The sequence below is a fragment of the Halobaculum gomorrense genome (assembly GCF_900129775.1).
Classification (GTDB): Archaea; Halobacteriota; Halobacteria; order Halobacteriales; family Haloferacaceae; genus Halobaculum; species Halobaculum gomorrense.
Genome location: NZ_FQWV01000001.1, coordinates 67,422 through 80,504, shown reverse-complemented (window position 1 = coordinate 80,504; position 13,083 = coordinate 67,422). Strand labels below are relative to the sequence as shown.

Genomic DNA, 13,083 nt, shown 5'->3' with positions numbered 1-13,083 from the left:
TGAAAGGGACGGGGAGGCAGAAGCGGAACGGGAACGGGAACGGAAACGAGACCGGACGTCGGTGACCGGCAACGCGGGGGTCACGCGGCGGGGAGGAGGCGCCGCGGGACGTCGGCGGGCGCGTGTCAGGGTATCAGGCGTCGGCAAGCTCGGCGTGGGCGTCCTTGACGCCCTCGACGGTCTCGCACACGGCGTCGGCGCCCTCGTCGTGGAGCAGATCGCCGACGACGACGGCGTCGGCCACCTTCCCCATCGCGTGGGCGTCGTCGTAGTCGTGGATGCCGCCGCCGTAGAAGAGCGTGGACTCCTCCAAGGCGTCGTGAGCGGCCTTCACGGTCTCGCGGTCGCCGAGGGTGCCGGAGTATTCGACATAGACGATGTCCTGGCCGAACATCTTCTCGGCGACGCGGGCGTACGCGCCGACCTCCTCGGGCGTGAGGTCGCAGTCGGCGCCGGTCAGCTCCGCGGCGGAGGCGTCGGGGTTGAGCACGATGTACGCCTCGGTGTGGGTGCGGTCCCAGTCGAGGTCGTCGGCGATGCGCACCCACTCCTTATGCGCGCCGGTGATCCAGAACGGGTCGTCGGCGTTGAACACGGTCGGAATGAGGTAGCCGTCGAGCGCCTCGTCGTCGACGACGACCGCCGGGTTCGACGGCTCCTGATACAGCGGGACGCCGTGCTCCTTGCACGCCTCGATGACGCGGGTGGCCTTCTCGGAGGTCACGTCGAGCGTGCCGCCGATCTCGATGGCGTCCGTGCCGGTCTTGCAGGCGTCGGCGAACGTCTCGTCGCCGTAGAGCTCCTTGTCCGGGTCGATCTTCAGAATGTGGTCCCACTCCTCCCAGGGCGCGCTCATGTTGGTGGGGATGGTTCATAGAGTGCTAAAAAGGGCGCGGATGCGAGCGGTATGAATCAGACAGGAGGGGATCAGCCCTCGGCACTCTGACTCGCTTGATACACCTCGCGCCTGAGGTGTCGGGTGATCGCCTCCTGCACCTCGTCGTTGTCCATGAACTTCGCGAACAGGTCCTGATTCTGTTCCATCCGGTCGATGAACATCTCGGTCAGCGTGTCGTCGAACTCTAGGGCGAAGTTCTCGCGGGAGTTCACCTGCGCCGAGCGTCGGAGGTGGTCGTCCTCCAGCGCGTCTTCCTTGAGCTGATCGAGGAACAGCTGATCCGCATCGGTGAAGTCGGTCCCGAGTTCCTCGTTTATCCGGTCGACGATGCTGGAGAGTTCGACCTCTTCATTTTCCGAGGAACCGGTTCCCGTCTCGCTGGGGGAGGCGACGCCGTCGTCGGACGGTCCGAGATTGATACCTCCCTCCTCGTTCTTCTCAAGACGGTAGTACTGTAACGCGAGCTCGTCGTTGAACTCGACGCGTGATCCCTCTGAGCGCGGGAGTTCTTTGTAACCGTCGTTCGCGTCTCGTCGCAGCCGACATGGGATTCTTCGACTCCGTTGGTGCGTTAGTCAGTAGCGTGATCGCTTCGCTCGTCCTGCTGGTGTTCGCCATCCTGAGCTTCTTCATCACGGTGTTCATCGTACAGGTCGGCGCGGGCCTCGCGGGCTACTCGCCCAGCGGCGACTTCATCGTGCTGTCGGCCGCGATCCTCGCGACCGGCGCGATCGTCGCCGGCGCGACCCCGCTGTCGGGGCTCAGCGGCATCACCGAGTGAGTTCGCGGTAGTACGACACCGAGAGGACGCCGAAGAAGCCGCCGAACAGCGTCCCGAGCACGACTAGGAGCGCCGCGGCGGCGATCGCGCCCAGCGACGGCGGCGAGACGGCGAACGGGTCCGGGGGCGCGCCCGCGCTCGCTCCGAACTGCGGCGTCGCAATCGCCGACCCGATGCCGACTGCCGCCCCGAGCGCGCCCGCGAGCACGCCGACGAGGACGGTGTACCCGAGCACGCTCACGAGATTGCGACGAACCACGCCGACGCTGCGTTTGACCGAGTCGATCGCGTCGTAGCCGTCGATCACGATCGCCTGTCCGTAAAACTGGATCAGGAACGCGACGACGAGGTACGCGAGCACGGCCGCGAGCACGACCAGCCCGACGACCGCCAGCAGCGCGGTGTTGGGGCCGCCGGTGCCGACCGCGCCGCCGGAGTAGAAGCTCACGACCCCGACGATCCCCGCGACGAACGCGATCGCGCCGAGAGCGATGTTCACGCCGAAGAGGATCAGGGACACCACGAACATCGATACGAAGTTCGCCTTCCCGGCGGCGACGAACGTCGCGACCGACGTGCGACCGTCGAGCGCCTCGTCGGCCATGCCGATGAGCCCCGCCTGAACAAACGGGACGAGCACGAGGTACAGCGCCGACAGCGCCAGCGAGACGATGCTCGCGAGGATCGGTGCGCTCGACTGGAGGAGCAACTGGGGGACCTGCAACAGCGACAACACGAGCACGGGCATGAACAGGACGGGGTTGCGGACGAGCGTCGACGGCGTCCGCCGGAGGGCTGTCTGGAGGGCCACAGCTGAACACTCGTTCAGCTTGTCATAAATATACTGATTGTTCGGCTGCTGGCCGGGGACCGGTGTCCGCTCGCCGGTACGCGAGGCGAACGGTTTCGAGCGGTCACTCCTCTTCGTCCGCCGTCGCGACGACCGTTTCGGCCCCGCACTCGGGACACTCGTCTTGATCGGTTTGGAACTGCTCCTCGCAGGTCCGACACCGGTAGTCAGCGGTTCGCTCAGCCTCCTTCTTGACGGTCCGTTTGAACTGTTCGACCTGCCGTCCTATCCGTTCGAAAACGCCCATCGTTCCGATAGACAGAGTGTGGCTGAGGCGATAAGCGTTGGCCAGATCGCCGCTTCATCCGTTCGAGAGGCGGAACGTGAGCGAGAGAACTCTTCAGAGCGTGAGCGAACCGAACGAGCGGGCCGAGGATCGAACGGGCCGGAGCGCCCTTCGAACGACAACCGGTGGGCTAGTTCGCCTTCGCCTGCCAGTCGCGTACCGTGTCGGCTCCGACGCCGTCGACCTGCTCGGCGAGCGCGTCCGGCTCCATCTCCTTGAGCGAGGACACGTCGTCGACGCCGGCGTCTTTCAGCTTCTCAGCGGTCTTCTCGCCGATCCCGTCGATCGTCTCCAGCTCCGACCCCGCCTGCCGCGACTGGTACTCGCGGTAGTTGCAGATGGGACAGCCGAGTTCCCACGGCTCGTCGCCCGAGTGGACGATGAGGTGCGGGAGGTCGTGCTCCCCGCAGCGCTCGTCGGTCACCTCGATCTCGCCGCGGCGCGGGAGCGGGAGCGAGTAGTCGCAGTCGGGGTAGCGGGTACAGCCGACGAGCCGCGAGCCCGAGCGGAGGCGCTTAATCGCCAGCTCTCCGCCCTCCTCGTCGCCACAGTCCGGGCACACGCCGATCACCTCGTCGTCCTCCTCGTCGGCCTCGTCGGCCTGACACTGCGGGCAGCCGTGGACGAACGTCTTGCGCCCGGCGAGCATCTTCACGTGGTTCAGCCCGTGCTCCTCGCAGGTCTCGTCGAGGATGAGCGGCTTCCCGGTCGACGGCAGCGGGAGGGTGTACTCGCAGTCGGGGTAGCCGTCGCAGCCGACGAAGTACGACCCGGCGCGGGACTTGCGGACGAGCAGCGTGTCGCCGCACTCGGGGCACGGTCCGAGCTGTTTATCCGCCTTCAGCGACGTTTGAAGCTGGTCGCCGACCTCCTCGCGCGAGTCGGTCAGCTCCTCGAACACCCGCTCCAGCATCTCGCGGGACTCGTCAGCCACCTCGTCGAGGTCCTTCTCACCGGCGGCGATGGCCCGCATGTCCGCCTCCAGGTGAGCGGTCATCTCGTCGCTCACGATCCGATCGGCGAACTCCTCGCTGGCCTCGACGACCGCCTTCGCCAGTCCGGTCGGCCGCGGCGGGTCGCTCTCGATGTAGCCGCGGTCGTACAGCTTCTGGATCACGTTGTGGCGGGTGGACTTGGTGCCGATCCCCAGGTCCTCCATCGTCTCGATGAGCCGCGACTGGCCGTACCGCCGCGGCGGCTGGGTCTGCTTGGCCGCCGAGCGCGTCTCCACGACCGACAGCGACTCGCCCTCCGAGACGTCGGGGACGTAGCTCTCGTTGGTCGAGAGGTACGGGTACACCGCGTGGTACCCCTCCTCGACGAGCCGCTTTCCGTTGGACTTGAGCCGCAGCGGCCCGTCGTCGACGCCGACGGCGTCGTCGCCCTCGGCGATCTCGCTGACGACGCGGAGGTGCTCCCACTCGGCGTCGGACGCACAGGTCGCGAGGAACCGCCGCACCACCAGCTCGTACACCTCCCACTCGTCGTCGGAGACCTCCGAGGGGGCCGGAAGCTCGCCCGTCGGGTGGATCGGCGGGTGGTCGGTCGTCTCCTCGTCGCCCTCCGTCGGCTCGATGTCGTCCAGGTCGAGCAGCGACTCGGCGTCGTCGCCGAACTCGCGGCCCATCGACAGCTCCTCGAGCAGTTCGCGCTCGTCGAGGTCCTCCGGGTACACCGTGTTGTCGGTCCGGGGATAGGTGATGAACCCGGCCGTGTAGAGGTCCTCGGCGATGCTCATCGCCCGCTGGGCCGAGTAGCCCTGCGAGGAGGCCGCGCGGATGAACTGCGTCGTGTTGAACGGGGCGGGCGGCTCGTCGATCCGCCGGCGGCGACGCACCGACGAGACCTCAGCGGCCTCGCCGCCGGCGAGGCGCTCGGACACCGCCTCTGCGGTCGCCTCATCCCACACGCGCTCAGCCTCGGTGCCGTCGTCGTCCTCGTAGAAGTACTGCGCCTCGAAGGGCGCGGATTCCGACGGCGCGTCACGGCCGTCGGAGGCGTCCGCCTCCGGGTCGGCCTCTGCGCCCTCGCGCTTGAGCAGGTCGGCGAACAGCTCCCAGTAGTCCTCGGGGTCGAACGCCTCGATCTCGCGCTCGCGGTCGACGATCAGCTTCAGGGTCGGCCCCTGCACCCGGCCCACGGAGATGAAGTCGTCGCCGAGTTGCCGGGCCGACAGCGAGAGGAACCGCGTCAGCGACGCCCCCCAGATGAGGTCGATAATCTGGCGGGCCTCGCCCGCCGCGGCGAGGTCGAAGTCGATCTCGTCGCGGTCGTCGAACGCCTCGCGCACCTCGTTCTCGGTGATCGACGAGAAGCGCACGCGGTCGACGGGCACCTCCTCGTTCACCTCGCGGATCAGCTCGTAGGCCTCCTTGCCGATCAGCTCCCCCTCGCGGTCGTAGTCGGTGGCGATGACGACGCGGTCGGCGTCCCGCGACAGCAGCCGCAGCGCCCGGACGATCCCCTCCTGCGTCGGCCGTTTGCGGACGGGGGCGTCGATGAGCTCGACCGGCTCGACATCCCGCCAGTCGTCGTACTCCGGCGGGAAGTCCACCGCGACGACGTGCCCCGACAGCCCGATGCAGCGGGTGCCGCCCCAGCGGTAGACGTTGACGCCGGCGCGCCGCTCGGTGTCGAAGTCACCGTTCGAGAGGATCTCCGAGAGACGCCGCGCGGCGTTGTCCTTCTCGGTGACGATCAGTTCCATCAGTTGGCGCAGAGTATGCCGAATCCCTTTGTAACCCTTTCGCGGGTCGCAGTCACACGGTCGAACGGCGGTCGGCGACGCTGACGCCGGGGAGCCGGTCGCGACGATGCGACCCCAAACCGTGGGGACCGCGTCCGACCGCTCCGGGCGTCTCCCAAGGTCCCCCGACGTGCCGCTTCCCGAAGGCGTATTTCTCAGGCTCCCGCGCGGGCGGGTATGCCCGAGACCGAACACGACCTCGCGACGATGACGTGGGAGGACGCCGGCGACGCGTTTCTGAGCGCTGATGCGGTCGTCGTCCCCACAGGCAGCACCGAGCAACACTCCGTCCACCTCCCACTGTCGACCGACAGCCTCCGCGCCGAGCACCTTTCGGCGGCGCTGGTCGAGGCGGCGCCCGAGCACGGCCTCGACCTGCTGCGCGCGCCGACGATCCCGTACGGGGACAGCGAGCACCACATGCCGTTCCCCGGGACGATCACGCTCTCGCAGGACACGTACAAGCAGGTCCTGATCGACGTGGGCGCCTCCCTCGCGGAGCACGGCGCCGAACGCGTGGTCTTTCTCAACTGCCACGGCGGCAACAAGCAGGCGCTCGCGCTCGCGAGCGACCGGCTGAACCGCGACCACGACATCGGGGCCCACTTCGTCCACTGGACGGACTTCGGGCGCGAGGCGCTGGAGGAGCACTTCGGCGAGGGGTGGGGCCACGCAGGCGATCACGAGACGAGCTTCGTCGAACTCGTCCGCGAGGACCTCGTGAAGGCGGACCGGAAGGAACCTCAGGAGGCCGCAGAATCGCCGGAGACCCGCTCGTGGACGTACTTCTCGGACGTGACCGAGCTGGGGGGAATGGGTGACCCGACGAACTCCGACCCTGAGTTCATGGCCGAGGTGGTGGACAACACGACCGAGCGGATCCTGGAGGCGCTAAACGAGGACATCGGGAACGGATGGTGAACTGCCTCGGGGTCGAGCCCCGAGGCACTCGCCTTGTTTTCTCTGTAGAACAGCACGGTCGGCGCCTCCGAGTCGCCGGCGACGCGCTCGCCGTACACCAGCGGGTAGCGGTCCGTCTCGATGCGGCGGGCGTCGAGGCCGTGCTCTGCGAGCAGGTCGCGGACGGCGTCGGCGCCGGCGTCCATCCCCTCGCCCGTCGCGCTGACGGTGCGCAGGCGAAGGAGGTCGAACAGCGACTCGCGGTAGCCGTCGGTGCGCTCGTCAATGACGGCGTCGGCCGCGCTCGCGGGCGCGCCCGGGTCGGCCGTGTCGTCGCTCATACGTCCGTTCGCGCGCCACGGGGGCTTCGGTGTTTGGCCGGCGGCGCGGCGTGCCGGGAGTGCGGCCGTAAGACGCAGGACCGACGGATCGATTCCGGCCACTGAGGCCGTCTCCACAACCCTTAGGCCGTGACACGCCGCCCGGACGGTCGAGACCCGCATGGCCAACACCGACGCGCGCGTCGACATGACCGAGGGCGCGGTGACGCCGCGGCTGTTCTCGCTGGCGTGGCCGCTCGTCCTCGGCAACCTCCTCCAGACGCTGTACAACCTCGCTGACGTGTTCTGGGTCGGCCGCGTCAGCCCCGAGGCCGTCGCCGCGGTGTCGCTCATGTTCCCCCTCTCGTGGCTGTTCGTCTCGACCGCGATGGGGCTCACCGCCGCGACGATCGCGCTCGTCTCCCAGCACGTCGGCGCGGGCGAGGACCGCCGCGCCGACGAGGTCGTCGGGCAGACGACGATCCTGGCGATCGCCGTCTCGGTCGCGCTGTCGGCCGCCGGCTTCCTCGCGCGCCGCCCCCTCCTGCACTGGATCGGTGCCGAGGGAGTGGTGTTCACGGAGGCGCTGGCGTACATCGAAGTAATCTTTCTCACCCTCCCGCTCACGTTCCTCTTCTTCGCTTTTCGCGCCTCCTTGCAGGGCGCGGGCGACACCAAGACAGCGATGTGGCTCGTCGCCGCCTCCGCCGGTGTCAACATCGTCATCGACCCGGTGTTCATCCTCGGGTTCGGACCGATCCCCGCCATGGGGACCCGCGGGGCGGCGGTCGCGACGTTCATCGCGCGGGCGCTGGCGGCGGTCGCCGGGGTGTACGTGCTCGTGAAGGGCGACTGGGGGATCCAACTCCACCTCGGTGACCTCCGGCCGAATCTCGCGGTGCTCCGCAGGCTGGTCGACGTTGGCTATCCCGGCACCCTCGACGGCTGGGCCCGCTCGTTCGCCGCGGTGGCGATGGCCGCCCTCGTCGCGCGGTTCGGGCCGGCCGCGACCGCCGCCTACGGCGTCGGCGTCCGCCTGATGTCCGTCTCGTGGACCGTCGCCGGCGCGGTCGGGCAGGCGACTGCGTCCGGGGTGGGACAGAACCTCGGCGCCGACACGCCCGACCGGGCGAGCAGGGTCGCGTGGACCGGCACCGGCGGCACGATGGCCGTCCTCGCGCTCGCGGGCGCTGGCGTTTGGTTCGTCCCGGCGATGGCGATCCGGGTGTTCGTCAACGACAGCGCCGTCGTCGAGGAGGGCGTCTCCTTTCTCCGGATCACCGCGCCCGCGTGGGCCGCGTTTGGCGGGCTAATGGTGTTGCAGGGGGCGTTCCGCGGCGCCGGCGACACCCGCACCGCCATGGGGCTGTCGCTGCTGTCGCGGTGGGGGCTGCGCATCCCCGCGGCGGTCGTGCTGGCGTACTCGTTCACCGTCGTCGTTCCGGGGGTCGGTCCGGTGTCCGGACTGGGCCTCGGCCCCGAGGGCCTCTGGTGGGCGTGGACGTTTGGCGCGGTCGGGTCGCTGATCGTCGGGGCGCTGTGGTTCCTCCGCGGGACGTGGACCGAGGGCGTCGTCGGGCACGAGAGGGATCCGAGAGCCGACCGCGACGCAGCGACAGATACCGACCGCGACGCGGAGTCGACGCCCGCAGCGCTCAACGACGACGGCGAGGGCGACCCCACGACCGACGACTGACCCGAGGTCGCGTCGCCGCAGCCGGTGTATCCAAGCGGGCGGCACCCGAACCGGAGGGCATGAACGGGTCGACGACGCGACTGTACGGCGCGGCGATCGCGATCGCCTCCGGCGTGTACTCGCTGGCGTCCGCGAGTGTCGGCGGCGGGATGACGGGGTCGGGCGGGACGATGGGACCCGGCGGAGCGATGGGGACCGGGACCGGCGTCGCCGGCTGGGCGATGCTCGCGATCGGCGTCGTCGTCGTGGTTCACGGCGCGGCGCTGCTGACGCCGGCGGCAGATCGACTCGGGAGCGCGAGCGGGCCGTTGATGATCGCCTACTCGCTCGTGATGCTCCTGCTTCAGGCGCTCAGAGCGACCGGAATGACGGGTGGAACGGGGATGACCGACGGCATGGGCGGCGGGATGGGCTCCACGGGCGGCATGGGCTCGACCGCGACGGCGGGTACGGGCTGGGACCTCGGCATGGTCGCGCTCGCGGCGCTGATGCTGTTCAGCGGGATCGTCATGACGACCCGCGACGACGACGGCGGCGGGATGTAGTCGGGAGGGCTACTCCTCCCGGAGGACCGCCGCGCCGGGCGCGTTCCGCATCACCCTTTGCATCCCGCGTCGGGCGGCGCGGTCGGCGGGGACACCGCCGCCTACCCGTCCAGTCGCTCGCGAAGCATCGCGTTCACGTCGCCGGGGTCCGCGGAGCCGCCCGTCTTCTGCATCACCTGCCCGACGAGGAAGTTGATCGCGCCGCCCTCGCCGGCGTGGTAGTCCTCGACCGCGTCGGGGTTCTCGTCGATGGCCTCCGCGACCGCCGCCGCGACCTCGTCGGCGGCGGCGGTGCCCAGTCCCTCCCGCTCGATGACCTCGTCGGGGGTCAGCCCCTCGTCGAGCATCGTCCGGAGGACGACCTCCTCGGCGTTCTTCGTGGTGACCTCCTCGGTCGCAACCAGCTCGATCAGGCGGGTGAACTCGTCGAGGCGGTCGGTCACGTCCTCGACGGCCATGTCGCGGTAGTTGAGTTCCCCGAGCAGGGTGTCCGCGACCCACGCCGCGGCGAGGTCGGGATCGAACTCCTCGGCGACCTGCTCGTAGAAGTCGGCGACCGCCTTCCGGGAGGTCAGCTTCGAGGCGGCCTCCGCGTCGAGCCCGTACGCTCCGCGGAAGCGCTCGCGGCGAGCGTCCGGCAGCTCCGGGATGGCGATGCGCTCCTTCCAGTCGGACACCTGCAGGGCTGGAAGGTCGGCCTCCCCGAAGTAGCGGTAGTCCTTCTCCTCTTCCTTCGAGCGCATCGAGACGGTGTTGCCGTGCGTCTCGTTGAAGTGGCGCGTCTCCTGTTCGACGGCCTTCCCGCGCTTGATGAGGTTCTCCTGACGGTTTCGCTCGTAGCTCAGCGCCTGCTCGGCGCCCTTGTGGCTGGAGATGTTCTTGACCTCCGTGCGGTTGGCGGACTCCAGAACGTCCTCGTCGATGGCGCCGTCGTCGCCGACCTCGCCGGCCTCGATCATCGAGAGGTTCGCGTCGATGCGGAGGCTGCCGTCGCGACCGGCGTCGAACACGCCGAGGTACTCCAGCACCTCCTCGAGCTTCTCCAGGAACGCGCGTACCTCCCTGGGGTCACGGAAGTCCGGCTCCGTCACCACCTCCATCAGCGGCGTGCCGGCGCGGTTGTAGTCGATCAGCGAGTAGTCCGCGCGGTCGACCGAGGTGGTACGCACGTCCAGGTCCGCCGGCCCCTCGCGGACGTGTCGGAGGCTGCCGGGGTCCTCCTCCAAGTGCGCCCGGCGGACGTTCACCGTCCGCCGAGTGCCCTCGTGGGAGAACTCGAGTTCGCCGTCAGCACACAGCGGCGCGTCGTACTGGGTGATCTGAAAGTTCTTTGGGAGGTCGGGGTAGTAGTAGTTCTTCCGATGGAACCGCGTCTCCTCGGGGATGTCGGCGTCGAGCGCCTTCCCCACCTTGACAGCGGCCTCGACGGCCGCCTCGTTGCACACCGGGAGGGCTCCCGGGAGCCCGAGACAGGTGGGGCAGACGCGCGTGTTGGGCTCCTCGTCGTCGGCGGGCTCGGTGGAACACCCGCAGAAGATCTTGGTGTCCGTCTCGAGCTGGACGTGGACCTCCAGCCCGATGACGGGCACCAACTCGGCCCGTTCGGCTGCTCGTGCCATCGTTGAACCGGGGTTTGCGACCCCGGAGGTAAAGCCTGACGGGACGGTCATGGGGGGGCGGGGCCGACGACGAGGACGGCGCCCTACCGCGCGTACAGCTTCGCGCCGAGCAGCGCAGTCAACCGCGAGCGGTCCGTCGGCGACACCGCGACGTAGGGGCGCTCGACCGGGCCGAACACGTCGACGACGCGCCCGACCGTCGAGAGCGACTCGTCCACGACCTCGCTGCCGACGCGCGCGGGGTCGGCGCCCTCGGGGACGCGCACGACCGCGAGCCCCTGCGCCGTCCGGACTACCTCGCCGACGCGCTTCATTGGTCCGTCACCGCGTCAGTCACCGTCTCAGTCCCCGCGGATGACGCCGAGGTAGGCGCCGACTGCCTGCACGAGGTCGTTCTTGGCGGTCTCGTCGGTGCCCGTGACGATCACGGACCCGCGGGGCTCGTACTCCCGGCTGTACGTCGTGTCGCGTTCGATCCTCGCGTCGTAGCCGACCTGCTGGACGGCCTTTGCGATCTCGTCGACCGTCGGCTCCGACACCGCGAGGTCCCCGGGGACGCGTCGCCCCTCGGAACGGGTGCGCGCCGCGTCGAAGTACGCGGGGTAGAGGACGTTCTCGACCATACCGGAGGGGCGGCGCCCGCGCGGAAAAAGGGTGCCATCGGCGGGCGGCCGGACCCGACTCCGCCCGTCGCCCGCGCGGTCGCGTCACTCCCGCTCGGCCTCGCGCGAGTCGTGCTCGTGGTCGGCCGCCCGGCGCTCGCGCGCGGCGCGGTCCGCCACGTCCTCCAGCGACTCCGACTCCAGCAGCCGCTCCAGCTTGCGTTCGAACTGCTCGTCGGTGAGGTCGCCGCGGGCGTAGCGGTCGCGGAGGGTGTCGAGCGCGTCGGTGGTGTCCTCGTCCTCCGGCCCCGCTCGGGACTGTTCGGCGTGTTCGTCGGCGCCGTCCCACCACTCCTCGACGTCATCCTCGTCGCCGAACAGCATCGCCGTGACCGGCACGACGACGACGTAGCCGAACAGCAGCGCCGCGAGCCACCAGTCCTGTCCGGTGAACATGGCCGCCAGCCAGATCCCGGTGACGGCCGTGCTCACGACACCGGTGAGGTTCTCGCGGAGGCGCTGTGCGGGGCTCGCGCTCATGCTCGGGCGATCGCTCGTGGCGAAAATAAAACCGCGCGACTCGGTCGGTCGGCGCGTCGCGCCCGTGACCTACCGCTCGCGACGCGCCAGCAGCGCGGAGCCGAGCACCGCCAGCACCGCGAGCGCGACGCCGAAGCCGGGCCCGGAGGTCTCGGTGTCGGCGGGCGTGTCGTCGACGGTCGCGGTCGTTGTCGCGGGCGTGTCGGTGGCCGACTGGCTCTCGGTCGCCGTCGCAGTCTCCATCGCGGCGACGGCCTCCTCGCGCGTCTCGAAGTCGGCGGCGGCGGCCGCCTCGGGGTGGAAGCCCTCGGTCAGCGTCCGCACGGCCATGACGACCGAGCGCGGGGCGGGCTGATTCATCCAGTTGCGGTTCACGCGCACCGTGTTGTTGTTCTCCACCGCGGGCGTGCTCGCGTACGGCTCCTGTCCGAGGAGGTACGAGGAGTAGCCCGTGACGACGAGGTAGTCGGGCGCGAGTTCGAGCACGACCTCGTCGTTGATCTGCGGGTAGCCGGTGAGGTTGCGCTCGGCGGCGACGTTCGCCCCGCCGGCCGCTCGGATCATCGCCGAGATGAACGTCTCGGTGCCGGCGATGTAGCCGCCGCCGAGCGGGTACAGCACGCGCACGTCCTCGGCGCCGGCGGTCGCCTCGATCGCCGTCTCGACGTTCGCAGTCATCCACGCGTTCGCCTCGGCGGCCCCCTCGCAGTTGCCCGTGAGGCGACCGATAAGCGTCGTCTTCTCGCGCACGTCCGCGATCGTCGTCGCCCCCGAGAAGTGGAACACCGTCAGCCCCGCGTCGCGCAGGGACTGGACGGTCTCGACGGAGGTCGCGTTCGGCGCGAGCACCAGGTCGGGGTTCGTGCCGACGACCTTCTCGACGCTGACGCCGAAGCCCGACGCGGAGACGTTCGTGCGCGAGTCGGCGCCGTCGAGGTACAGCGCGAACTGCGAGAGTCCGACGACCTGGTCTTTCCCGCCGATCTCCCACATCGTCTGGGCCGCACTGGGGTTCAGCGTCGTCACCCGCTCGGGGCGCTCCTCGATCGTCACCTCGGTCCCGGTCGCGTCCGTAGCCGAGTACGGGAAGCCGCAGTCGGCCTGTACGGTCCGCGAGGCCGCGACGGCGTCGCTCCCGATGGCGGCGGCCGCGTCGGTCGCTGTCGCTCCCGCATGCGTCGGGCTCGCGGTGGCGCCGACGGCGCCGACGGCGCCGACCGCCGGAACGACGCCCGCGAGTACGACGAGCAGTGCTATCGCAAGTGTCCGTGTCCGTCCTCTGTTCACACGGCGACGAACC

Annotated in this window: 15 protein-coding genes; 5 read left to right on the top strand and 10 right to left on the bottom strand. The window is 69.6% G+C overall.

Translation table 11 applies throughout. The annotated features are described in order from the left end of the window. Positions 1 to 133: 133 nt before the first annotated feature. Positions 134 to 856, bottom strand: a complete 723-nt coding sequence (locus BUE16_RS00340; protein ID WP_073306382.1) for a phosphoglycerol geranylgeranyltransferase — start codon at positions 854 to 856, stop codon at positions 134 to 136. A 71-nt stretch (positions 857 to 927) separates the two neighbouring features. Beyond that, positions 928 to 1,110, bottom strand: coding sequence for a hypothetical protein (locus tag BUE16_RS16775; protein ID WP_200778338.1), 183 nt, complete (start codon positions 1,108 to 1,110; stop codon positions 928 to 930). 18 nt (positions 1,111 to 1,128) lie between these two features. Here BUE16_RS16775 and BUE16_RS16770 point away from each other — a divergent pair, with 18 nt between their 5' ends. Together BUE16_RS16770 and BUE16_RS00330 are read left to right on the top strand one after the other, a co-directional pair. Then, on the top strand, positions 1,129 to 1,356 hold the full coding sequence (locus BUE16_RS16770; protein ID WP_200778337.1) for a hypothetical protein: 228 nt from the start codon (positions 1,129 to 1,131) through the stop codon (positions 1,354 to 1,356). Between the two features lie 86 nt (positions 1,357 to 1,442). Beyond that, positions 1,443 to 1,679, top strand: a complete 237-nt coding sequence (locus BUE16_RS00330) for a hypothetical protein (RefSeq protein ID WP_073306380.1) — start codon at positions 1,443 to 1,445, stop codon at positions 1,677 to 1,679. On the opposite strand, the gene BUE16_RS00325 is transcribed toward BUE16_RS00330, so the two are convergent. From BUE16_RS00325 to BUE16_RS00315, 3 genes are all read right to left on the bottom strand, one after another. Next, on the bottom strand, positions 1,669 to 2,490 hold the full coding sequence (locus tag BUE16_RS00325) for a DUF7847 domain-containing protein (protein WP_073306378.1): 822 nt from the start codon (positions 2,488 to 2,490) through the stop codon (positions 1,669 to 1,671). The genes BUE16_RS00330 and BUE16_RS00325 overlap by 11 nt on opposite strands. Before the next feature lie 103 nt (positions 2,491 to 2,593). Then, positions 2,594 to 2,776 (bottom strand): hypothetical protein, encoded by a 183-nt coding sequence (locus BUE16_RS00320; protein WP_073306376.1) that lies wholly within the window; start codon positions 2,774 to 2,776, stop codon positions 2,594 to 2,596. Between the two features lie 169 nt (positions 2,777 to 2,945). Further along, entirely contained in the window at positions 2,946 to 5,522 is a 2,577-nt protein-coding gene (locus BUE16_RS00315; RefSeq protein ID WP_394327410.1) for a DNA topoisomerase I, read from the bottom strand. Between the two features lie 216 nt (positions 5,523 to 5,738). Between BUE16_RS00315 and BUE16_RS00310 the strand changes: the two genes are divergently transcribed. From BUE16_RS00310 to BUE16_RS00295, 3 genes are all read left to right on the top strand, one after another. Further along, the gene (locus tag BUE16_RS00310; RefSeq protein WP_073306374.1) at positions 5,739 to 6,482 is read left to right on the top strand and encodes a creatininase family protein; all 744 of its coding nucleotides are present in this window, start codon (positions 5,739 to 5,741) and stop codon (positions 6,480 to 6,482) included. A gap of 480 nt (positions 6,483 to 6,962) precedes the next feature. After that, positions 6,963 to 8,477, top strand: a complete 1,515-nt coding sequence (locus BUE16_RS00300) for an MATE family efflux transporter (RefSeq protein WP_073306369.1) — start codon at positions 6,963 to 6,965, stop codon at positions 8,475 to 8,477. A 59-nt stretch (positions 8,478 to 8,536) separates the two neighbouring features. After that, positions 8,537 to 9,022: a hypothetical protein gene (locus BUE16_RS00295; RefSeq protein ID WP_073306367.1), complete on the top strand. Its 486-nt coding sequence runs from the start codon at positions 8,537 to 8,539 to the stop codon at positions 9,020 to 9,022. A gap of 101 nt (positions 9,023 to 9,123) precedes the next feature. On the opposite strand, the gene gatB is transcribed toward BUE16_RS00295, so the two are convergent. From gatB to BUE16_RS00270, 5 genes are all read right to left on the bottom strand, one after another. Next, complete coding sequence (gene gatB / locus BUE16_RS00290) at positions 9,124 to 10,641, bottom strand: Asp-tRNA(Asn)/Glu-tRNA(Gln) amidotransferase subunit GatB (protein ID WP_073306365.1); 1,518 nt, start codon at positions 10,639 to 10,641, stop codon at positions 9,124 to 9,126. 83 nt (positions 10,642 to 10,724) lie between these two features. Continuing rightward, the gene (locus tag BUE16_RS00285; RefSeq protein ID WP_073306363.1) at positions 10,725 to 10,955 is read right to left on the bottom strand and encodes an H/ACA ribonucleoprotein complex subunit GAR1; all 231 of its coding nucleotides are present in this window, start codon (positions 10,953 to 10,955) and stop codon (positions 10,725 to 10,727) included. Between the two features lie 27 nt (positions 10,956 to 10,982). Further along, the gene (gene srp19 / locus BUE16_RS00280; protein ID WP_073306362.1) at positions 10,983 to 11,264 is read right to left on the bottom strand and encodes a signal recognition particle subunit SRP19; all 282 of its coding nucleotides are present in this window, start codon (positions 11,262 to 11,264) and stop codon (positions 10,983 to 10,985) included. 84 nt (positions 11,265 to 11,348) lie between these two features. Then, positions 11,349 to 11,783 carry an SHOCT domain-containing protein gene (locus BUE16_RS00275; protein WP_073306360.1) on the bottom strand — a complete coding sequence of 145 codons (435 nt, stop codon included), beginning with the start codon at positions 11,781 to 11,783 and terminating at the stop codon, positions 11,349 to 11,351. A gap of 69 nt (positions 11,784 to 11,852) precedes the next feature. Next, positions 11,853 to 13,070, bottom strand: coding sequence for a PGF-CTERM-anchored ABC transporter substrate-binding protein (locus BUE16_RS00270; protein WP_073306358.1), 1,218 nt, complete (start codon positions 13,068 to 13,070; stop codon positions 11,853 to 11,855). Positions 13,071 to 13,083: the final 13 nt, after the last annotated feature.